This window comes from Alkalibacterium sp. f15 (genome assembly GCF_049389645.1).
GTDB lineage: Bacteria > Bacillota > Bacilli > Lactobacillales > Carnobacteriaceae_A > Alkalibacterium.
On the sequence record NZ_CP186540.1, the window covers coordinates 1,951,671 to 1,974,561 of the forward strand.

Genomic DNA, 22,891 nt, shown 5'->3' on the forward strand with positions numbered 1-22,891 from the left:
TCACCACTATACCTTAATGGAAGAAATAATTCAATTGACTTGAGAAAAAATCGTTTTTTCTTCAATCTTTTCGTCATAAGTAACGACTACTTTGTCAACATCAGCAGCGGGAGAAGGCCCCTTGCGTAATGCTTCAATAAATTGACTCAATTGTTTTTCGTCACCAACGGCTTCAACATAAACAGTTCCGTCGTTTTCATTACGTACGATCCCTTTGACACCTGCTTCATCCGCTGCTTGTTGTGTAGAAAAACGAAAGCCGACACCCTGGACGCGTCCCGAAATAGTGGCACGCATTTTTTGCTGGCCGTTATTTTCCATCGGTTCATTTGTATAAATGACTTCACCATTCGACTCTCTGTTTTTTCCCTTTTCAAAAAAATCTTTAAATAAAGAACCCATTGTGAATCCTCCTTTTAGTATTTACTGATTATTTTTCTAATATAGTATTAGTTTACTTGTATAGAGACGTCCAGGTCAAAAGAAAGCCATCAGAGTCTGGTTAAAGTGAGGGCTGACCTACCTTGATTCTATTTTTCATGCTATAATAAACCAGAATATATAGGAAGGAGTGCAGAAATGACACGCACAAAAAAACGAGGAAGACCAAAGAAAAAGCAGCATAAAGTGGCTCCCGAATGGATAGGATTTATCTTATCATTTATGAGTATCTTAACGTTAGGGTCATTCGGCTTTGTCGGTAGATTCTTTACTAACATATTGCGCTTTTTCGTGGGTGAGACTTACGCATTTTCAGCTATTATTTTACTGGGATTAGGAATATATCTAATACTTAAAGGTGACTGGCCGAGTTTGAAAGGAACAAAAACAAAAGGAGTTGCTCTGCTTTATACAGCATGGTTAGTCTTTTTACATTCAAGATGGTTTGCACCTATTATCAACGATTCGATCAATAGTGTCGTAGCGACATGGCGCTTTTTCTGGCCACAATTCACATCAAACAGCATCGGGACTCCTTTGGGCGGGGGAATAATAGGCTCGATTTTCTTTAGTGCAAGTTATTTCCTGTTCAGCGTTGTAGGTACTTACTTGATGATTATAGCGTTAGTCTTCTTTGGAATCATGACATTTTTCCAGTTTTCTTATCGGGATTTATTTGACCGGATAAGAAAAGCATTGAAAGCACTGATGAGTTGGGTAGGAAATGGGTTTAAACAATTGAAAGCCAAACAGGCTGAAAAGTCTAAATCCAAGAAATCCAAAACGAAAAAGAAAACTATAAATACGCCCCCTCAAGAAGTCGTCTCACAGAACACTCGTCTTAATGAAACAAACGATCCAACAGAACAGCATCAGGAAGCTGAACAAACAGCCTTAGAGATAGAAGGTTATCAGGAACTTCAGGCTAAATATGAACAAAAAACCAACAAAAAAAATCAAGCCTCAAAAGCGAAAAATGCTGAACAAAGCGACAAAGGTTCAGAGGAAGAAGCACCGGTGGATTTTGAAATTGGTGAAGAAGAGAACCAGTCATATAAACTGCCGCCCGTGTCATTATTAGATGAACATGAGGCAATTGATCAATCGGATGAGTATTCGATCATCCAGAAAAATGTAAAAAAATTGGAAGAAACGTTTGAAAGTTTTGGTGTTAAAGCTAAAGTAACCAAAGCAAATCTTGGACCAGCTGTGACAAAGTACGAAATCCAACCAGCTACGGGTGTGAAAGTCAGCAAGATCGTCGGCTTAACTGATGATTTAGCATTGGCTTTGGCAGCAAAAGACATTCGGATGGAAGCTCCTATTCCCGGTAAGTCAGTTATTGGTATAGAAGTACCAAATTCGGAAGTCAGCATGGTATCTTTTAGAGATACGATCGAAGGACAAATAAACAATAAGGAGCGCTTATTGGAAGTGCCGCTAGGACGAGACATTGCTGGTAACGTGGCAATGGCTGATTTATCTAAGATGCCGCACTTGCTTGTAGCAGGGGCAACTGGATCAGGGAAATCTGTTTCCATCAACGGGATAATCACCAGTCTGTTAATGAAGGCCAAACCAAATGAAGTGAAAATGATGATGATCGACCCTAAAATGGTTGAGCTGAATGTGTACAACGGGATACCACATCTGTTGACCCCGGTTGTTACGAATCCTAAGAAAGCAGCCCAAGCTCTGCATAAAGTCGTACAGGAGATGGAACGTCGTTATGAAATGTTTGCGGCCAGTGGGACACGTAACATGGAAGGGTACAACCAGTTCGTTAAAAAGAAAAATGCTGAAAATGACGAAGGGTTATTACCGTTTCCTTATATTGTCGTTATTGTGGACGAGTTGGCTGACCTGATGATGGTTGCTTCAAACGAAGTGGAAGACGCCATTATAAGATTAGCTCAAATGGCACGTGCGGCAGGTATTCACATGATCTTGGCGACACAAAGACCGAGTGTGGACGTTATTACAGGTATCATCAAAGCTAACGTACCTTCAAGGATCGCGTTCGCTGTATCCAGTGGAACGGATTCTCGTACCATATTAGACAGTAACGGGGCTGAAAAATTACTTGGACGAGGAGACATGCTCTTCCAACCGATGGGTGCCAATAAAGCGACCCGTGTCCAAGGTGCCTTCATTTCGGACGAAGAAGTTGAAGCAGTAGTGAACTTTGTTAAAAATCAGCAGGAAGCCAATTATGTCGAAGAAATGATTCCTAAAGACGAGCCAAAAACGCAGGCAGGTGAATCCGAAGATGAATTATACGGTGATGCCGTTGATTTAGTCGTCGAAATGCAGACAGCAAGCATATCATTGCTTCAGAGACGTTTCAGGATCGGTTATAATCGTGCAGCCAGGATTGTCGATGAAATGGAACTGAAAGGCATTGTTGGACCGCATGAAGGATCAAAACCTAGAGAAGTACTCGTGACCGCGGAGTATTTAAACAGTTCAAATGAGACTACAGAAGAATAGGATATATTAAAAATTGAATAGGATATATTTTAATTTATTAAAAAAATTTAACTTTCCTTTTTGTTACAGGAGTGTTACTATATATCCATGAAAGGGTTAACAGTTTATCTTGTTACAGTATTTTGTTATTATACTGTAACAGGGTTTCTTTGACCCTTATAAGATACATAATATAATAATAGGGGGAATTATCGTGTCAAAAATGAAATTAAGAAGTTTACTAGCAATTGGGTCATCCGCTTTTGTATTGGCAGCATGTCAAGGACAAGATGCATCAGATCCAGCAGTCGAGGAACCAGCAACTGAAGAAGAAGATACAGGAACCGATGCTGGCGAAGATGCTGGCGAAGACGCTGGCGAAGATGCTGGTGAAGAAACAGAAGCTGTTGATTTCTCAATCGCTATGATCACAGATGAAGGCGGCGTAGATGACCGTTCATTCAACCAATCTGCTTGGGAAGGTATGCAAGCATGGGGAGAAGAACACGGTTTATCAGAAGGTGATGGCTATGCATATTTTCAATCAAATGATTCATCTGACTTCGTACCAAATTTGAATCAGGCATTAGCAGCTGATTATGATATTATATACGGAATCGGTTATCAGCTTTTAAATTCAGTTAATGATGTAGCTGACCAAAATCCGGAACAACACTTTGGTATTGTGGATGATATTTCAGATCGTGATAACGTAGTGTCATTAACATTCCGTGACCACGAAGCAGCATTCTTAGCAGGTGTAGCAGCAGCTGAAACAACTGAAACAGGTATGGTTGGATTTATCGGCGGAATCGCTGGTCCAGTTATCGACCGTTTCCAAACTGGTTTTGAAGCAGGTGTAGCTCACGTTGACGATAGTATTGAAGTAGACGTTCAGTACGCTGAATCATTTACTGATGAAGGTATCGGACAACAAATCGCTGCTGGTATGTACGCAAATGGTGCAGACGTTGTGTATCACGCTGCTGGCGCAGTTGGTAATGGTGTATTCACTGAAGCTCGTAACCGTATGGAATCAGATCCTGATACTCAAATTTGGGTAATCGGTGTTGACCGTGACCAAGAAGAAGAAGGCGAATATGATGGTGGAAACCTCACATTAACTTCTACTATTAAAGCTGTAGGTTCTTCTATTTCACAATCAGCAAACCTGACAATGGATGAAGGATTCCCTGGTGGAGAAAACATTGCTTATGGTTTAGAAGAAGAAGGCGTTGACTTGGTACAAGGAAACATGTCTGACGAAGCGTGGTCATCTGTAGAAGACGCACGTCAAGGAGTTATTGATGGAGAAATCGAAGTTCCAGAATTCTCATACAGCGAATAATAATCAAAGACTGAAAAAACAAACATTATAAATTAATAGTTGAGCGCTGGTCTATGGGCTGGCGCTTTTTCTAATAATTTGATTAAACTACTTGCACTATAAAGTATGATGAGTGATAATGTTTACGGTTATTAAAAATAACGAATGATAGGGAGGGATCGGTAGTGGCACAGACAGAAAAAGTCATTGAAATGAAGGGCATTACAAAGAAATTTGGCGAATTCAAAGCAAATGATAATATCAACTTAAATGTCAGAAAAGGAGAAATCCACGCACTCTTAGGTGAGAACGGTGCTGGGAAATCAACTTTGATGAACATCTTGTCTGGATTGTTGGAACCGACATCAGGAGAAATTTATGTAAATGGTAAGAAAGAAAATATCGATTCACCTGACAAAGCCAATCAACTAGGTATTGGTATGGTGCATCAGCATTTTATGCTCGTTGATAAATTTACCGTTACTGAAAATATCATGCTAGGTAAAGAAAAACACCGGTACGGTTTCATGGACGAAAAAGGTGCCGAAAAAGATGTCAAAGAGTTATCTGAACGCTATGGTTTAACAGTAAACCCTTCTGCAAGAATTGAAGATATCAGTGTGGGAATGCAGCAGCGTGCAGAGATTTTAAAAACATTATTTCGTGGTGCAGATATCCTGATTTTTGATGAACCGACAGGGGTATTAACTCCTCAGGAAATTGATGAATTAATGGGTATCATGAAAAAGCTGACAGATGAAGGGAAATCCATCATCTTGATTACACACAAATTAGATGAAATCAAAAAAGTTGCTGACCGTTGTACAGTAATACGCCGTGGTAAAAGTATTGATACAGTTGACGTTAAATCAACATCTCAGCAAGAATTGGCAGATATGATGGTTGGACGTTCCGTAACATTTAAAGTAGAGAAAAAAGCAGCTGACCCACAAGGACCAGTGCTTGAAATTAAAAATCTGACGGTGAAAGAGTCTCGTGGACTTGAGGCTGTCAAAGGCATTGATTTGGAAGTGAAAGCTGGTGAAATTTTAGGGATAGCTGGCGTTGACGGTAATGGTCAATCAGAACTGATTCAAGCGATTACCGGTTTATCAAAAGTGGAATCAGGTACCATTAAATTGAACGGTAAAGATGTCACTGGAAAAAAACCGCGTGAAATAACAGAGACAGGTTTAGGACATATTCCGGAAGATAGACACCGTTACGGTTTAGTTTTACCAATGAAACTGGAAGAAAATTTAACTTTACAACAGTATTACAAAAAACCGTTCAGTAAAAATGGCTTCTTGAATCATAAGGAAATAAAGAATTATGCGCAGATGTTGATTGAGGAATTTGATGTGCGCACGCAAAGCGAAGAATCGACAGCTGGCTCACTTTCAGGTGGAAATCAACAAAAAGCGATTATTGCCCGTGAAATCCACAGAAATCCGGAATTGTTGATTGCAGCACAGCCGACACGTGGACTAGACGTTGGAGCAATCGAATATATCCATAAGCGTTTAATTGAACAACGTGATAACGGAAAAGCCGTTTTACTCATGAGTTTTGAATTAGATGAAGTTATGAATGTATCAGATCGCATAGCCGTCATGTACGATGGCAAGATAATCGCCATCGTTAATGCAGACGAAACAACTGAAAATGAATTGGGTCTCTTAATGGCTGGTGTACCACTGGAAAAAGCGAAACAGGAATCAACAGATGAAGATAAAAAGGAGCGTGAGACTGTTGCTAACGACTAACCAAGATAGACTAGATGCGTTACTTATTCCCCTATTTTCTATTATTTTAGGATTTGTTTTTGGAGCAGTTCTCATGTTGTTCTTCGGATATAATCCTCTACTAGCATATCAAGCCATGTTAATGGGTGTTTTCAATAGCCCATACTTTATAGGTGAAGCATTAAGGCAAGCGACAGTATTGACTTTTACTGGTTTAGGATTTGCCATTGCATTTAAAGCAGGTTTCTTTAATATCGGAGTAGCTGGACAGCTCCTTGCAGGTTGGGTTGCTGCAATTTGGGTAGCGTTAAGTTTACCTGACTTACCAAGAATTTTATTGCTGACACTAAGTATTGGTGCTGCTATTATTGCGGGGGCTATCTGGGCGGGTATTGCCGGTGCCTTACGTGCTTACTTTGGTACCAGTGAAGTTATTGTCACGATCATGTTGAATTATACTGCCCTTCATTTAACGAACTATATTATTCGTAATGTTTTAGCAACAGGAAATACATCTGATCGTGTCGGTGAAAATGCAAATCTTAGTGTAGGGTGGTTATCACAACTCACACAAAATTCTCGCGTTAACATGGGCCTATTCATGGCTATCATTGTTGTAATTTTATATTGGGTCTTCATGACTCAAATGACAGCTGGATTTGAATTAAGAGCTGTAGGATTAAATCCAGATGCTTCGACATATGCCGGAATGAGTGCCAAAAGAAACATCATCTTGTCTATGATGATCAGTGGCGGTTTAGCTGGCTTTGGTGGAGCTATTCATGGATTAGGTACGTTTGGAAACATCTTTACTCAAAGTGGTCTACCAAGTTTAGGCTTCAACGGAATTGCCGTTGCCTTACTTGGTCTAGGTAATCCTATCGGTATTTTCTTCTCCTCAATTTTATTCGGTGTCTTAGATGTCGGTGCTGGATTTATGCCAAACCGTGCAGGCGTGCCAGATGAAATGGCTGATATCGTTATCGCTGCCATTATTTTCTTCGTAGGAGCGAATTACATTATTCGTTTACTATTGGATAAAATAAAACGCACCAAGACTGTAGAAGAAGGAGGACAATAGGCATGAACACTATATCTTTATTACAATTGATCGTTTCAAGTTCTCTGATCTATGCCGCTCCATTAATCTTTACTGCCATAGGGGGCTGTTTCTCTGAACGTAGTGGGGTCGTTAACATTGGACTAGAAGGCATCATGGTCATGGGTGCTTTTATGTCAGCTATCTTTAATCTCGCTTTTTATAATACATTTGGTAACATGACGCCTTGGTTAGGACTACTTGCTGGGGGACTTATTGGGATTTTATTCTCACTCATCCATGCTGTAGCAACTATTCAGTTTCGTGCCGACCATATCGTTTCAGGTACGGTTATTAACTTAGCTGCTCCTGCTATAGCGGTATTTTTAACAAGAGCCATTTATGGCGCTGCGCAAACAGGACCTTTAGGTCGATCATTCGGTCGTTCCAATATTTTCCTGCTTGATAGAATACCTGTTATAGGTCCAATATTTTTCCGTAACACTTCCGGACCTGCTTATCTAGGTATACTTGTCGCAATTCTTGCATGGGTAATCATGTTCAAGACGAAATTTGGCTTACGTTTACGTTCCGTTGGTGAACATCCGCATGCTGCAGAAACATTAGGAATCAATGTTTACTTAATGAAGTATGCTGGCGTATTGATTTCCGGATTCTTAGGTGGTATCGGTGGTGCGATTCAAGCTCAAGCCATCCACAATGAATTTGGTATTTTAACCGTAGCCGGACAAGGCTTTATATCGATGGCTGCTATGATCTTTGGTAAATGGAATCCATTGGGTGCAATGGGAGCAGCAATCTTCTTTGGCTTTGCTCAAAGTCTAGCTCGTATTGGGAACTATATTCCAATTGTTCAAGACATACCGGGTATTTGGTTACAAATCCTGCCATATCTATTGACGATTATTATTTTAGTCAGTGTAGTTGGCCGATCTGTCGCACCTAAAGACATAGGAAAAACCTTTATCAAATCTAAATAATCAAATCGATTTTAAACAGAAAAAGAGTCATTCGATAGTTTTTATCGAATGACTTTTTTTCTGTTTAAGTGTTTTTATTCATCAGGGGCCGTCCAGACAGCCGGTTCATCATCTGCATTATAACTATGAAAAAACACACTTTCGCTATAACGGACCATTCGTGTATTCCATTTGGGTCTTGGTATAGGTCTTTCATCTGTTAAATTGTAAGTTAAGAATAATTCCGGGAAATTCACACCAGCTCCTAGAGACATGACTTGACTGTCGCAAAAATGAGTATTAACATCTGTCAGCCTAAAGTTGCCGTCTTCTTTCATGAACTGCAGATTAATAAAGCCTTCATCAATGATCGCTTCAGCAATATCTATAGAAATGGCTATGAGTTTAGTATGTTCAATGAGTGTACCATCTAAGACTATACCATTCGCGACACCAATACGCTGACGAGGAACGCTCACAACAGTTTTAGTATCATAAATATATAAATCAACACTGAATTCAGGTTGATCTAATTTCTTCATAACCATCCGGTGATCAGTATTGTGTGTAGCTAAATAATCTTCAAACGCAAAAACATGAGACTGTTGTGTTTCGATGGCTTCTATAAATTTATCGCGATGTGTCAATAAAGTGAAATCTGATTCCACATATCCCGAGGTGTTTTTGATAACAAGTTCCTCTTCATCTTTAAATTCGTTATGAATAAGATCCGCTAATTCGTCATGTGAGTTAAACGTATAGTAAGTAGGGATATATTTACTGAAACCATGCTCGTTAAGCCAATGATAGGTCGTGTCTTTATGCGTTAATCGATTAAAATGGGAACTATTAGGTAAGGCAAAAGGTATTTTCAGGTGTTGTTTATAATCTTCATATAAATTAATTTCTTGAGGATGGCTTGGAAAAACAGCCTGAACGTGTTCTTTATCAATGATTTCTTTTAGTTGTTTAAAATAATCGTCTTTGTTTTCAGTGAACCTTGGTACACGGTAGACTCGGTCACAGAAGACATTGCCAGCTGTAAGCGTCCGAGAGTTTATACCAATTATTTTAATGTGTTTAATTTCTTTTAAACCTTTCAGAACACCGAGCGCGGTAGGCGTGTCGATTGACGTAACTAAAACAGTTAGGTTTTCCATAGGGGTCTCCTTTTATAAGAAATTACAAAATTTTTAACAAGTAGATTTAATAATTATTCTACATCATTATAAAAGCACTTACAAACATTTGAAGTCAACGTTTTTCGATTGCAATTAGAAAAGGTGGTGAATTAGTTTGATTTATAAACTGGTACTGTAAAACAGAAAATTCATTTTGTGGAAGTTGCTTAACATAATCAAGTACCGCATCTTTTTCCGTTTCCCCACCTTCGTGCCCATAATAGATCATCAAAAGCACCATACCTTTACTCTTTAAGTGATTGAGTGCTTGTTCAATACTCTTTAAAGTTGTTTTTGGTGTGGTTATAATGTTTTTGTCTCCTTTAGGTAAATAGCCTAAATTATATACCACCACAGATAAATCTGTTGAAGAAGAAAGAACAGTGTTTATTTCTTCGTGTCCTTTATGATAAAGGCTCACACGATGCGCTAATTTTGCTTCATTGAGTTTATCCTGCGTTGTCTCAATGGCTATCTTTTGAATATCAAACCCAATGACATGGCCAGTTTCTCCGACACACTCGGCAAGCAGCAGGGTGTCATGACCGTTACCGACAGTGGCATCAACCACCGTGTCTCCGACCTGGACAACTTCTTTGATCAATGAATGGGTGAAAGATAATGCTGAAGGTAACAATTGTTTCACTCTCCTTAAGGGAATAATCAATTTGATTTTTAGATAATACTTTTATTGCCGGATTATATAATGAACTTGAACACCAAGTCTAACATATAAAAACGCCATGATAACTTCATATCATCTTGAAGTTACCATACTATCATTAGAGAAGGATCAATTCACATGACACACTGCTACGATAATAGATTATCAGGCAAGGGGGAAACATCTGTCTTATTCAGAGAGGGCATAAAATGCTCTTCTGAATACAAGAAGATTACTCAAACCAACGCATTGCTGATGTCTTGGATCGAGTCCCAAAAACTAAAAAAATCCATTTATGATACTAATTTTTGTCCAAGCGTAAGCGCTCTTCTCTGTGTTATACTAACTGAAAATACATTGACAAGGGGTAACGGTATGAAAGTGGTAATTATAGGGGCCTCTTTTGCTGGAGTATCAGCGGCTTTAGAAATACGAAAGAAACAGTCCGATGCAGAAATCATTTTGCTGGAAAAGCAGTCTATGTTAGGTTATATTCCGAATGGACTTCACTTGTATTGGGAAAATAGAATTGCTGATTTAGATGCAGCCTACTTCATCACAAAAGAACAGCTAGAAAAGAAAAATATCCAATGTTTTCTTGAAGCAGCCGTTGAAAAAATCCATACGGTTCACAAAACAGTTGACTATCTCTTTTATGGGAAAGAGTCGACGATTACCTATGACAAATTGATCATTGCAACGGGTTCGAGCCAATTATCGCAAAAAATTATTGGCAGTGATGGTGAGAATGTCTTGAAGTACAAAAGAAATCATGAGGCGGTTGTAGCTTTAGCCAAAATGGAAGCGAGCCAAAGCGTCACGATCATCGGAGCTGGTCAAGTTGGAGTAGAAGCGGCTTTTTTACTAAGCAAGCAGCAAAAGCAAGTTACGTTGATTGAAAGTCTGGACTATGTGTTATTCAAGTACTTTGATAAAGATATGATCCAGGTGGTACAAGAGAGAATGGTTGAAGTGGGGATCGATTTACGCTTGAACCAAACGGTTTCGTCTATCGAAACTGAAGCGAATCAACCAGTAACGGTTCGATTTGGCAATGAAACGGTAACGAGTGATACCGCTATTTTAGGTGTTAATGTAAGACCGAACTTATCTTTTTTAGATGGTTTGATTCGTCTTCACACGGATCAAACCATTGAGGTCGATCGCTATATGCGGACATCGGTGGAAGATGTTTTTGCTGTTGGGGATTGCATCCAACTTGCGTATGGAGATGGCGAAGAAACCGAGTATATTCCGCTTGTGAACAATGCTGTCCGAACAGGAATCGTGGCGGCTGCAAATCTTATCCAACCAGAGACGGCTTTTAAAGGTTCTTTGCGAACGATTGGGACTTTCCTTTTTGGCTACTACATTGCCAGCACGGGCATGACGGAAGCCGAAAGTGTGTTTTCGGGGCAAACGGTCAAAGCTTATATCCAGGAAGTGCGTCTAAACAGTCTGCCAGATACCGATACGGTAACAATCAAATGGATTTATGATACAACAAGTCACGTTTTGCTTGGGGCTCAACTGATTTCTTCGTCAAATATTTTGGAAAAAATCAATACATTAGCGTTGGCCATTCAAACCAAGCAAACTTTGGAAGAGTTGCAGCAAAAAGAGTATTTCTTCCACCCATCTTTTTCTCAACTGATTTCGGCCACTAATTTTGTTTCTTGGCTGGAAATGAGGGATGACAACATTGAAAATTGAACATTTCCTTGAAAAAAATGACATTAGAGAAGTCACGATTTTCAAACAACTCGTTCTAAACGGTGGAAAGCTCTCTTATGCAAATATGCTGGAATATTTGAGCATCGCTAAGGCTTCTTTAGAGAAGGATTTGGAATCCATCTCTTTTCGGATAGAGTCTCTTGCAGATCAGGTGCAGGTTACTTTTGATGGACAGTTTATTTTCTTGACTATGAGCAACGACTTTTCCTTGCAGCATATTTATAAACTTTATTTGAATCAGTCAGTCAAAGTAAATCTGATCCGTTTTTTGTTTAAGCATCAAGAATTTTCGATTACTCAGCTGACGCAAGAACTGGCGATCAGTGATTCTTCCTTATTCCGTAAAATAAAGGAATTGAACAGTTTCTTGAAAGAATTTGGTATCAAAATTCGTAATGGTCAAATGCACGGTGAAGAGCTGCATATCCGGCATTTCTACTTCCAATTTTTCAGCTATATCGAAAACAAAGAAGCCCTCGTCGCCTCGCATACCAGTAAGCAAATTGCTCAAATGTTACAGGCCGTGGAGAGTTTTCTGCACATCACGATTGAACCAACGAACAGGCAACGATTCAACACTTGGATGATGATCAGTAAAAACCGCGTCAACAGCAAAAGTAAACAATATACTTCATTGCGCGATCACATGCAGCCTTATTTAGAAGATCCATTGTATCAAAAGATCCGCATTATGGTTTTGCGCTACTTCAGCCGGTATTCAATAGAAGTCGATGAAGAAGAGGCCATGCTACACTTTGCATTTTTTCTGGCTTTTCCGATATTGAATGAACATGATTTTCATGAATACACGTTGGAACGCGATCGCCGTGCACCGATTGCGACGCTGGATACATATATTGTGGAGACCATTATTATTCACTACAAGTTCCGTAAATTGCCGTACATGTTGGAACGTGACATGCACTACCACCTGTCTCATATCCACACAAAATTGTATTTCTTCCAAGGAGATATGGAAGTCTATGCCTTTGAAGAGCTGTTGGCAAAAGAAAAACAGTTTGCCGGTCGAAAAATGGTCTCATTTGCCCATAAATTACTCGGTATCAGTACTACTAAATTCGGTATACTGAGAGCAGAAGAAACTCAATCGGTGAAAATGGATCTGCTGAAATACATCAGTCTGCTGGCAATGGCTTCTTTTAAGATGAGGACCATTGTGAAAATCGGGATCGATTTGAAAATGGAAAAATTTTACACCGAAACACTAAACCAGCTGCTTATACTAAATATGCGTCATATCAACGGCATAAAGGTAGAAGTCTATCAGCCGGTTAAATCGTACGATCTCATTCTCACCAATGAGCAAGCAATAAAGAAAGACTGTTACGGTGATGCCAAAGTGTATGTCTTATCTGAAATCTCGTCATCCTTTGATATGAAAAATATCCAGAGGATCATTCAAGAACTCCATTCTTAGAACAAGCTCAGTAATTCCGCTGATGCTTGTTCTTTTTGGTTTATGATTTCATAGTGTTGGTAGTTTCGTTTAATGGCTTATCCGAAATTGGTGAAGAATAGTGGTTGCTTGTAGCCATGAAAAGTATTCAAAGCCTAGAAGGCCAAAGACTTCGGGTTATCTCATGGCTCTTTATAAGTACGCCCGTTTGTTCCAGAAAAACATTTATTTTGGAATACAAATACCATATGTCAGATGATTTTCTTTAAAGGTTGTTTGACACGATGTGATATCAAAAAGATAAAACCTATCAAAAAATTTTAAAAACCCAAAAAAGATGACATTTTTAACATGATGAAAACGGTTATACTAAACAAGTAAAGAAAACGTTTGCAAAAACAAGGAGGAAATTAATCATGACAGAGAAAAAATATATTATGGCTATTGACCAAGGAACAACTAGCTCAAGAGCTATTATTTATGATAAAGCAACAAATACAATCGGCAGCTCGCAAAAAGAATTTACCCAAATCTTCCCACAAAGCGGCTGGGTAGAACACAATCCGAATGAAATCTGGAATTCGGTCCAATCAGTGATTGCTGGGTCCTTTATTGAATCTGGTGTCAAACCTGAAGAAATCGCCGCGATCGGTATAACAAACCAAAGGGAAACAACCATCATCTGGGACAAAGAAACGGGAAGTCCCATATACAACGCTATTGTTTGGCAATCGCGTCAATCAGCACCAATCGCAACCGAACTGCATGAAGCGGGACATTCAAAAATGATCCATGAAAAGACCGGGTTGATCATTGACTCGTATTTCTCAGCTACTAAAATTCGTTGGATCCTTGACCACGTCGAAGGTGCTCAAGAACGTGCTGAAAAAGGTGAACTGCTCTTTGGGACGGTAGACACTTGGTTGGTATGGAAATTAACGGGTGGAGAATCATTCGTTACCGACTATTCAAATGCCAGCCGAACGATGTTGTTCAATATTCATAACTTGGAATGGGATCAAGAAATTTTAGATATATTAAATATCCCGCGCATTATGATGCCGGATGTCAAATCCAACTCAGAAGTTTACGGTCATACAACCAACTACCACTTTTACGGTGCCAACACACCTATCTCAGGAATGGCTGGAGACCAACAAGCTGCTTTATTCGGCCAAATGGCTTTCGAACCAGGCATGGTGAAAAACACTTACGGAACAGGTTCATTTATCGTGATGAATACAGGCGAAAAACCGCAATTATCCGAAAACAACCTGCTGACCACAATCGGCTACGGCATCGGTGGTAAAATTTATTATGCTTTAGAAGGAAGTATCTTTGTATCTGGATCTTCTATTCAATGGTTGCGTGATGGATTAAAAATGATTGAGAATTCAGCTGACTCAGAAGCACTTGCTGAAGCTTCAAAAAATGACAATGAAGTCTTTGTCGTGCCTGCCTTCACCGGACTGGGTGCACCTTACTGGGATTCAGAAGCACGAGGATCCGTTTTTGGATTGAACCGCGGAACAACTAAAGAGGACTTTGTAAAAGCTACTTTACAGTCTATTGCTTACCAAACACGCGATGTTATCGATACTATGAACAAAGACTCAGACATCGATATTCCACTATTGAAAGTTGATGGAGGAGCTGCCAATAACGATTGGTTATTGCAATTCCAAGCAGACATCTTAGGCACTAAAGTCCAACGTGCACACAACTTAGAAACTACTGCTTTAGGAGCTGCTTACTTAGCTGGTCTAGCTGTTGGATTCTGGGAAAGCATGGATGAAATCAAAGGCATGTATGAAGAAGGCGGTATCTTTGAACCACAAATGCCGGAAATTGAGCGTGAAAAATTATACAAAAATTGGAAACTAGCAGTCAAAGCTACTCAGCTCTTTAAACCAGAAGCTTAAAAAGGAGGAAAAATTATGGTTTTCTCAATCGAACGAAGACAGCAAGATGTCAAGGCGTTAAAAGAAGGAACACTAGATGTCTTAATTATCGGTGGAGGGATCACAGGCGCTGGAACGGCATTGCAAGCCAGCGCTTCGGGCCTGAAAACAGGACTTGTCGAGATGCAGGACTTTGCAGAAGGGACGTCTTCTCGCTCGACTAAATTGGTACACGGGGGCTTACGTTATCTGAAAAACTTTGATGTTGAAGTTGTAGCAGATACGGTTCAAGAGCGTGCGGTCGTACAAGGAATCGCACCGCATATTCCAAAAGCGGACCCAATGATTTTGCCAATCTATGACGAACCTGGGTCAACCTTTTCTATGTTCTCCTTAAAAATAGCGATGGACTTGTATGACCGATTAGCTGACATTACCGGAACAAAACATGCGAACTACACATTGACCAAAGCTGAAGTTTTAGAACGCGCACCGCAACTGAGAAGCGAGGGCTTATTAGGTGCCGGAGTATATTTAGACTACCGCAACAACGATGCTCGTTTAGTTATTGAAAACATCAAACGTGCTGCCGCAGATGGCGGACATATTGTCAGTCGCATGAAAGTGGTAGGGATTTTACACGACGAAAATGACAAAATAAGTGGAGTAACCGTAGAGGACTTGTTAATTGGGGAAACATTTGATATCAAAGCACGTGTTGTCTTGAACACAACAGGTCCTTGGTCGGATACGATTCGCCAAATGGATGACAAAGTAGATGCCGAACCACAAATGCGTCCGACAAAAGGGGTTCATTTAGTGGTAGACAATAAAAAATTGCCAGTACCGCAACCCACTTATTTCGACACTGGTAAAAATGATGGCCGGATGGTATTTGTGATCCCGCGTGAAGAAAAAACGTACTTTGGAACAACGGACACAGACTATAAAGGCGATTTCGCAAATCCAACTGTTGAACAGGAAGATGTGGATTATCTATTAGAGATCGTCAACAATCGGTACCCGACAGCAGAAATTACGATCAACGATATCGAATCGAGCTGGGCAGGATTGCGCCCGTTGATCTCTTTAAATGGCGGTTCTGACTACAATGGGGGAAACAACCAGCCGATTTCGGACGAGAGCTTTGACAAAGTGATTGCAACGATCGAACAATACCAGAAAGGGAACGTTGATCGGCACGAAGTCGAAAATGCATTAAAAAAGATTGAAACAGGCAACTCAGAATCAGGAGCTAACCCGTCAGCTATTTCACGTGGGAGTGCGTTAGATATCGATAAAGATGGACTGATCACAGTAGCTGGGGGTAAGATAACTGATTACCGCAAAATGGCCCTTGAAGCGATGAGAGCGGTCGTTGGAATTTTACACAACAACTTTAATTTATCTTATGAATTGATCGATTCTGCTAAATACCCAGTATCTGGTGGGGAAATCAACCCACAAGAAGTTGAAGCAGAAACTGAAAAATTAACCCAAATAGGTATTGAAAAAGGACTGAGTGAATCAGAAGCACTGTATCTTGCTAATTTATATGGTTCAAATGCTCCTGAAGTATTCGCTTTATTAGATGAAATCCAACAAGTAAAGGGATTAAATCATGCTGATGCTGTAAGTTTATTCTATGCTATGAAAGAAGAGATGGCTCTTACACCAAGTGACTTCTTAATCCGCCGCACAAACCACATGTTGTTTATGCGTGACACATTAGATAGCATCATAGACCCAGTGATTACAGAAATGGCTCGCTTTTATGGCTGGACGGATGAAGCGAAAGCAAACTATAAAAAAGAGTTGGAAACAGATGTTGCAGAGTCTGATTTAAAAAGATTAAAAGGAGATGTAAATAAATGACAGGCGATACATTGATGATTTTTAGCGAGTTTTTAGGAACAATGATATTGGTTTTACTTGGGGATGGTGTCGTTGCTGGCGTAAGCCTGAATAAAAGTAAAGCTGAAGGGGCTGGCTGGGTTGCTATTGCTCTTGGATGGGGAGCAGCAGTAACAATTGCGGTATATGTTGCTGGATCGATGGGACCAGCTCATATAAACCCTGCTGTAACGCTTGCTATGGCTATTGTCGGTAATTTTGAGTGGGCATTGGTTATTCCCTTTATTATTGCTCAAGTTATTGGCGGTTTTGTGGGAGCCGGTTTGGTTTGGTTATCTTACTTACCTCACTTCAAAGAAACAAAAGATCAAGGCAGTATCCTAGGGATATTTTCAACAGGCCCCGCGATTCGCCACACGGTCAGCAATATAATATCAGAAACAATTGGTACTTTTGTACTGGTATTCGCACTTATGATGTTTGGGAAAAACATATTCGCTGATGGACTAAATCCATTAGTCGTAGGGGTATTGATACTTTCAATTGGTCTTTCACTAGGAGGAGCAACAGGCTACGCAATCAACCCTGCACGTGACTTAGGTCCGCGTCTGGCACATCAATTTCTACCAATCCCAAATAAAGGAACTTCAGATTGGGCATACGCATGGATCCCAATAGCAGCGCCAATGTTAGGCGGCGTTATTGCAGCTTTACTCTATCTGGTCATTATTTAATTTATCATAAATAAAAAGCCTCCTGTTTATACATCTAATGTGTATAAAAAGGAGGCTTTTTTCCTTGAATTCTATAATCAGGAAGGTGCTCACAAAGGGCCTGCATCGTTCTTGCAACGGAGGAACTTGGATAGATAGAAACTCATTTTACTATTGGACAATCTGCTCCAGAAAAAAAGATAGGGTTGCCGTTCAAAACAGCCGGTCTATAGTGTCATACATTTTCTCAAAGAAAGGAATACTCTATATGATTACTACTGCCGTTATAAAGAAAACATGAAAAAGTGTTTCGGTGCTCAATGCGAAACCTATACGGTCGGTTTATGCATAGTGAAGTAACGATGTTACCTATGAAGGGTAAACGCAAACCAATCGGACATAAAGAAAAACCTGGGAGACAATCGTTTAGACGCCAACCCAAAAAAGGTAGAAAGAAATGCCCTGACTTTGTAAATGAGTTTAAAAATCTATAAGGTGATACAATTGTTGGTCTCAATCATAAAAGTGTCGTGATTACATCAATCGAACGCCTTTTCAAGGTCAAGATTACTTTGAAACCAGATGACCGAAAAGCCAAAGATAGTGAAACAGTCTTGGTTTTTGATTTGATCAACTTCTACTAAAGCTATTCAGCTACGTTACTTTTGACTGTTTAAAAGGATTTTTTGAGTAAAAAAGTATCAGCAACAAGCATGACGTCTCTATCTTCTTTGCCGATTTCGGGATATCCCTCACAACGTGGATTAAATGAACGGTCTAACGGCTTACTTCGAAGCGATGGTCTGTTTAGGTAAATGAATTTCATCTCTATTAATCAAGCGTTTTTTTCGTCTGTTGCGATTAAAAGATGAGCATCTTAGGATTTTTTTATAGATTACAAAACACCTGTAAAAGCATTTTTGGAACAGCTACCAGATTGGAAATCAGCTAGCTTTCATTGATAAATGAAATAATAAAGCAATTTGTTGATTCTTAAATCCTGTTGCAAAAGGAAAGAAAAAGGAAAACAAAACTATAATATTAAGTATATTACATTTAGATAACAAAACAAATATATTCATCTCACCCGTTCCGATTTAGGGGAACTAAGGGTATAATAAGTAAATAGAATAAATATACATATTTGAAAGGAGCAATTTATAGATGACTGAGAAAACATATATGCCCCTTACGCTAAAGGAACAAATGAAAAAACACACTAAACTATTACTATTATCGACCGGGATTTTGGCAGGCATCGTTGCAGCAGGCGGATTTACCGAAGCGGTAAATGCCGAGGAATTAGACTTAGATCAAGAGGAATTACAAGAGTTATACGAAATGTATAATCAAATCGATACGACTGAACATAAAGTAACAGATCTTGAAGATTTATCAATAGAACAAGTCAGTGAATTAACTGAAGAACAGAAAGAAGAATTAGATTTTGTCAGAACACAGCTAATAAGAATGATAGAATTAGCTGGAGGACAAAGCATGTTGGATCAATTACATATTCATCTATTGTCATACGAACAGCTTGACACCATTTTTGTTGCGTTACTTGAAAACAAGCTTACCGAAGCTCTAGAAGAAACTGTTGAAGAAGGAACGACTGAAGCAGCAGACGGAATTGTTGAAATGGGATTGATGGAAGCAGTCGAAGAAACCGTCGAAGAGGAAGCGACCGAAGCGGTAGAAGAGACTCTTGAAGAGGAAGCGACCGAAACTCTAGAAGAAACTGTTGAAGAGAAATCGACCGAAGCAGTAGAAGAAACTGTTGAAGAGAAATCGACTGAAGCAATAGTGACTGAAGTTCCATTGGAAGAGCCAAATAAAGTAGATACTGTTCAACCAGTAAAAGAAACAGTAAAAGAAATAGTAAAAGAAACAGAAACGGTCAAAGATGCTGAAGCACTTGTTTATGTTGTGAAATCCGGAGATACGCTAGGGTCGATCGCGCAACGTTATCAGACGACCGTAAATAAACTTGCTTCACTAAACAATATCACCAATGTGAACAGACTATCTGTCGGACAAGTTTTAGCCATCAACGAAGCAGGAAAAGCAGAAGCTAAAGCACCGCAACCGACTAAAACGGAAGGCCTCAATCAAGTGACCTCACCAAGTGAATTTATTGAACACTTGGCAGGCTATGCGCAAAATGTTGCCAGTCAAAACAATCTTTATGCTTCCGTCATGATTGCTCAGGCAAGTCTTGAATCAGGTTATGGTAAAAGCAGTTTGTCAACCTCACCTAATTATAATCTGTTTGGTATCAAAGGATCTTACAATGGTGAATCCGTAGCTAAAAGAACGCAGGAATATTACACAAGTACTGGTTGGATAACGATTACTGATAACTTCAGGAAATACCCAAGTTATCAAGAATCCCTACAGGACAATGCGAATCTTTTACGTAATGGATTAAGAAGCAACAGTGCCTTTTACTCCGGGACTTGGGCTGAAAAGACAACGAGTTATCGTGATGCAACATTGTGGTTACAAGGCAGATATGCAACAGACCCGACGTATGCGTCTAAATTAAATAGAATAATCGAACAGTTTAATCTGACACGATTTGACATTGTTCAGACAAAAGGAAACAGTACAGGCATTGTTAATCCAGTTGTTCCAGAGACACCGACCGCAACACCAGCGAATCCTTACGAAAAAGTAACGGCTTATAAAGTCGTTAGTGGAGATACATTAAGTAAAATTGCTCAAACCTACAACACAACAGTTCAAGATCTCAAAGCTGCCAATAAATTAACCGGTGATTTGATTTTCGTTAATCAGGAAATTATTGTGCCGATCAGAGCAAACGAACCAAAACCGGTACCGATGCCTGAAACACCAGTAACACCAGTAACACCTGAAGAAAACCAAATAATTGCTAAAAACGAATACACAGTTGTCCGTGGGGATACGCTCTCTCAAATCGCGCAACGTTTCAATATGAGTGTGGCTAACTTGAAAACAATGAACAAATTGAATGGTGATACCATATACGTAAATCAGAAGCTGATGGTTTCTGTTGTTGATGAAAAACCTGTGGAAGATAGCAGTCAATCGGATCAGGAAACGGAGAAGATTGAGGAACAAACAGCTTCTTCGGTCATAGTAGTCCGTGGTGATACACTTTCACAACTTGCTCAAAAGTATAATACGACAGTTGGAGCAATCAAGGAAACAAACAAGTTAACTTCAAACACGATTTTTGTCGGACAACGATTAAATCTTTCAAACGTAGTAACGTCTCCTGTTAAGGAAGAAGCTAAACCAGTAGAAACTGTCAAACCAATAGAAACAGTTGCCTCCGTCTATACCGTGAAAGCGGGAGATACATTAGGGCAAATTGCCAGACAATTCAGTATGACAGTAACTCAGTTGAGAGAACTGAACAACCTGACTTCCGACCTGATCCGAGTAAATCAGAACTTAGCGGTAACGAGCAGCCAAGTAGTGGAAACAAAACCTGAACCTACGAAACCAGTAGAAACAGTTGCCTCCGTCTATACCGTGAAAGCGGGAGATACATTAGGGCAAATTGCCAGACAATTCAGTATGACAGTAACTCAGTTGAGAGAACTGAACAACCTGACTTCCGACCTGATCCGAGTAAATCAGAACTTAGCGGTAACGAGCAGCCAAGTAGTGGAAACAAAACCTGAACCTACGAAACCAGTAGAAACAGTTGCCTCCGTCTATACCGTGAAAGCGGGAGATACATTAGGGCAAATTGCCAGACAATTCAGTATGACAGTAACTCAGCTGAAAGAACTGAACAACCTGACTTCTGACCTGATCCGAGTGAATCAGAACCTAGCGGTAACGAGCAGCCAAGTAGTGGAAACAAAACCTGAACCTACGAAACCAGTAGAAACAGTTGCCTCTGACTATACCGTGAAAGCGGGAGATACATTAGGGCAAATTGCCAGACAATTCAGTATGACAGTATCGCAGCTGAAAGAACTGAACAACCTGACTTCTGACCTGATCCGAGTAAATCAGAACTTAGCGGTAACGAGCAGCGAAGTAGTGGAAACAAAACCTGAACCTACGAAACCAGTAGAAACAGTTGCCTCTGTCTATACCGTGAAAGCGGGAGACACGTTAGGGCAAATTGCCAGACAATTCAGTATGACAGTAGCGCAGCTGAAAGAACTGAACAACCTGACTTCTGACCTGATCCGAGTGAATCAGAACCTAGCGGTAACGAGCCGCCAAGTAGTGGAAACAAAACCTGAACCTACGAAACCAGTAGAAACAGTTGCCTCTGTCTATACCGTGAAAGCGGGAGACACATTAGGGCAAATTGCCAGACAATTCAGTATGACAGTATCGCAGCTGAAAGAACTGAACAACCTGACTTCTGACCTGATCCGAGTAAATCAGAACTTAGCGGTAACGAGCAGCCAAGCAGTGGAAACAAAACCTGAACCTGCTAAACCGGTCGAAACAGTTGCCTCCGTCTATACCGTGAAAATGGGAGACACATTAGGGCAAATTGCCAGAAATTTTGGTACAACCGTTGCAACACTTTTATCAGATAATCAGCTGAACAGAGATGTTATCTATGTGGGACAGAAATTATTCGTTAAGGGTACAGCGTTAGTAAAAGAAGAACCAGAAGTTGAGAAACCTGTCGCAGAGACTAAACCTGTCACTGAAAATACGGTGACTGTCAAAGCGGGGGATTCGTTAAGTGTCATTGCACGTACTCACAACGTTTCACTTGCTCAACTGAAAGATTGGAATAACATTACTGATGCAAATCGCATTTTTGTGGGTCAGAAGTTAACAGTCGTTCAAAGCGGTTCAACTCAACCTAAAGAAACAGTTGCATCACCTACGACACCTGAAAAAGCATCTGACGTAACCCATCAAGTTAAATCCGGTGATACATTATCCGGAATTGCCAGAGAATTTAATGTAACAATCAGTCAATTGAAAGAATGGAATAAATTGACAAGTGACATTATCTTTGTGAATCAAAAACTGACAGTGAAAAATACATCCTCAGCAGTAGTAACGTCGATAGTATCTAAAGCTGTTTCTACAATTGAATCATATACAGTAAAAGCAGGCGATACCTTGTCTCATATCGCCAAAGAGCTTAACGTAACGGTAAGTGAAATCAAAGCGCTGAACAATTTAAACAGTGATTTGATCTTTGTAAACCAACGTCTGACCGTTTCAAAATAATTAAGCGAGACCAGTTGCTCTTACAGCAGCTGGTCTTCTTATTGATCTCTTCAGGTCAAGCTTTAGATTTAGACAACCGACTCTATTTAAATATAAAGTTGCGGCTTACTACAAGCTTTGGTATGATTAGGGCAACATTAAAATACGTTGTAGGAGTAGTAAGTAAGTCGTTCTGATTTAGAGAGTGTGTGGGTGGTGAAAACACACAGGACGTCAAC

General features: G+C 39.8%; 14 protein-coding genes. 11 read left to right on the forward strand and 3 right to left on the reverse strand.

Features of this window, described 5'->3' with window-relative positions; translation table 11 throughout:
- Window positions 1-30: 30 nt before the first annotated feature.
- Window positions 31-402, reverse strand: a complete 372-nt coding sequence (locus ACO1PF_RS09470) for an acylphosphatase (RefSeq protein ID WP_423188808.1) — start codon at window positions 400-402, stop codon at window positions 31-33.
- A 177-nt stretch (window positions 403-579) separates the two neighbouring features.
- On the opposite strand from ACO1PF_RS09470, the gene ACO1PF_RS09475 reads away from it, so the two are divergent.
- The 5 genes from ACO1PF_RS09475 (at window position 580) to ACO1PF_RS09495 (ending at window position 8,022) form a co-directional block, all read left to right on the forward strand.
- Window positions 580-2,931: a DNA translocase FtsK gene (locus ACO1PF_RS09475; protein ID WP_423188809.1), complete on the forward strand. Its 2,352-nt coding sequence runs from the start codon at window positions 580-582 to the stop codon at window positions 2,929-2,931.
- Between the two features lie 202 nt (window positions 2,932-3,133).
- Complete coding sequence (locus ACO1PF_RS09480) at window positions 3,134-4,258, forward strand: BMP family lipoprotein (protein ID WP_423190541.1); 1,125 nt, start codon at window positions 3,134-3,136, stop codon at window positions 4,256-4,258.
- A 191-nt stretch (window positions 4,259-4,449) separates the two neighbouring features.
- Window positions 4,450-6,003 carry an ABC transporter ATP-binding protein gene (locus ACO1PF_RS09485; protein WP_423190542.1) on the forward strand — a complete coding sequence of 518 codons (1,554 nt, stop codon included), beginning with the start codon at window positions 4,450-4,452 and terminating at the stop codon, window positions 6,001-6,003.
- Entirely contained in the window at window positions 5,987-7,063 is a 1,077-nt protein-coding gene (locus ACO1PF_RS09490; protein WP_423190543.1) for an ABC transporter permease, read from the forward strand. Before ACO1PF_RS09485 ends, ACO1PF_RS09490 begins: the two co-directional genes overlap by 17 nt.
- 2 nt (window positions 7,064-7,065) lie before the next feature.
- Entirely contained in the window at window positions 7,066-8,022 is a 957-nt protein-coding gene (locus tag ACO1PF_RS09495; protein WP_423188810.1) for an ABC transporter permease, read from the forward strand.
- A gap of 74 nt (window positions 8,023-8,096) precedes the next feature.
- Here the strand turns inward: ACO1PF_RS09495 and ACO1PF_RS09500 are convergent, their stop codons facing one another.
- Together ACO1PF_RS09500 and ACO1PF_RS09505 are read right to left on the reverse strand one after the other, a co-directional pair.
- Complete coding sequence (locus ACO1PF_RS09500) at window positions 8,097-9,161, reverse strand: ATP-grasp domain-containing protein (RefSeq protein WP_423188811.1); 1,065 nt, start codon at window positions 9,159-9,161, stop codon at window positions 8,097-8,099.
- 94 nt (window positions 9,162-9,255) lie between these two features.
- Window positions 9,256-9,828: a class I SAM-dependent methyltransferase gene (locus tag ACO1PF_RS09505; protein WP_423188812.1), complete on the reverse strand. Its 573-nt coding sequence runs from the start codon at window positions 9,826-9,828 to the stop codon at window positions 9,256-9,258.
- Window positions 9,829-10,221: 393 nt separating this feature from the next.
- On the opposite strand from ACO1PF_RS09505, the gene ACO1PF_RS09510 reads away from it, so the two are divergent.
- From ACO1PF_RS09510 to ACO1PF_RS09535, 6 genes are all read left to right on the forward strand, one after another.
- On the forward strand, window positions 10,222-11,559 hold the full coding sequence (locus ACO1PF_RS09510; RefSeq protein ID WP_423188813.1) for an FAD-dependent oxidoreductase: 1,338 nt from the start codon (window positions 10,222-10,224) through the stop codon (window positions 11,557-11,559).
- Window positions 11,540-13,018: a helix-turn-helix domain-containing protein gene (locus ACO1PF_RS09515; RefSeq protein WP_423188814.1), complete on the forward strand. Its 1,479-nt coding sequence runs from the start codon at window positions 11,540-11,542 to the stop codon at window positions 13,016-13,018. Before ACO1PF_RS09510 ends, ACO1PF_RS09515 begins: the two co-directional genes overlap by 20 nt.
- A 395-nt stretch (window positions 13,019-13,413) precedes the next feature.
- A complete protein-coding gene (glpK, locus tag ACO1PF_RS09520) occupies window positions 13,414-14,919 on the forward strand; it encodes a glycerol kinase GlpK (RefSeq protein ID WP_423188815.1) in 1,506 nt (501 codons plus the stop codon).
- Between the two features lie 15 nt (window positions 14,920-14,934).
- Window positions 14,935-16,773 carry a type 1 glycerol-3-phosphate oxidase gene (gene glpO, locus ACO1PF_RS09525; RefSeq protein ID WP_423188816.1) on the forward strand — a complete coding sequence of 613 codons (1,839 nt, stop codon included), beginning with the start codon at window positions 14,935-14,937 and terminating at the stop codon, window positions 16,771-16,773.
- Window positions 16,770-17,486 carry an MIP/aquaporin family protein gene (locus ACO1PF_RS09530; protein ID WP_423188817.1) on the forward strand — a complete coding sequence of 239 codons (717 nt, stop codon included), beginning with the start codon at window positions 16,770-16,772 and terminating at the stop codon, window positions 17,484-17,486. The genes glpO and ACO1PF_RS09530 overlap by 4 nt, the downstream gene beginning before the upstream one ends.
- Window positions 17,487-18,629: 1,143 nt before the next feature.
- On the forward strand, window positions 18,630-22,673 hold the full coding sequence (locus tag ACO1PF_RS09535) for a LysM peptidoglycan-binding domain-containing protein (RefSeq protein ID WP_423188818.1): 4,044 nt from the start codon (window positions 18,630-18,632) through the stop codon (window positions 22,671-22,673).
- Window positions 22,674-22,891 lie beyond the last annotated feature (218 nt).

What these genes read in the sequence shown, in the direction of transcription:
- ACO1PF_RS09535 (WP_423188818.1), top strand. Translation starts at nt 18,630, where the DNA reads ATGACTGAGAAAACATATATGCCCCTTACGCTAAAGGAACAAATGAAA.
- ACO1PF_RS09495 (WP_423188810.1), top strand. Translation starts at nt 7,066, where the DNA reads ATGAACACTATATCTTTATTACAATTGATCGTTTCAAGTTCTCTGATC.
- ACO1PF_RS09515 (WP_423188814.1), top strand. Translation starts at nt 11,540, where the DNA reads ATGACAACATTGAAAATTGAACATTTCCTTGAAAAAAATGACATTAGA.
- ACO1PF_RS09480 (WP_423190541.1), top strand. Translation starts at nt 3,134, where the DNA reads ATGAAATTAAGAAGTTTACTAGCAATTGGGTCATCCGCTTTTGTATTG.
- ACO1PF_RS09500 (WP_423188811.1), bottom strand. Translation starts at nt 9,161, where the DNA reads ATGGAAAACCTAACTGTTTTAGTTACGTCAATCGACACGCCTACCGCG.
- ACO1PF_RS09530 (WP_423188817.1), top strand. Translation starts at nt 16,770, where the DNA reads ATGACAGGCGATACATTGATGATTTTTAGCGAGTTTTTAGGAACAATG.
- glpO (WP_423188816.1), top strand. Translation starts at nt 14,935, where the DNA reads ATGGTTTTCTCAATCGAACGAAGACAGCAAGATGTCAAGGCGTTAAAA.
- glpK (WP_423188815.1), top strand. Translation starts at nt 13,414, where the DNA reads ATGACAGAGAAAAAATATATTATGGCTATTGACCAAGGAACAACTAGC.
- ACO1PF_RS09485 (WP_423190542.1), top strand. Translation starts at nt 4,450, where the DNA reads ATGAAGGGCATTACAAAGAAATTTGGCGAATTCAAAGCAAATGATAAT.
- ACO1PF_RS09470 (WP_423188808.1), bottom strand. Translation starts at nt 402, where the DNA reads ATGGGTTCTTTATTTAAAGATTTTTTTGAAAAGGGAAAAAACAGAGAG.
- ACO1PF_RS09475 (WP_423188809.1), top strand. Translation starts at nt 580, where the DNA reads ATGACACGCACAAAAAAACGAGGAAGACCAAAGAAAAAGCAGCATAAA.
- ACO1PF_RS09510 (WP_423188813.1), top strand. Translation starts at nt 10,222, where the DNA reads ATGAAAGTGGTAATTATAGGGGCCTCTTTTGCTGGAGTATCAGCGGCT.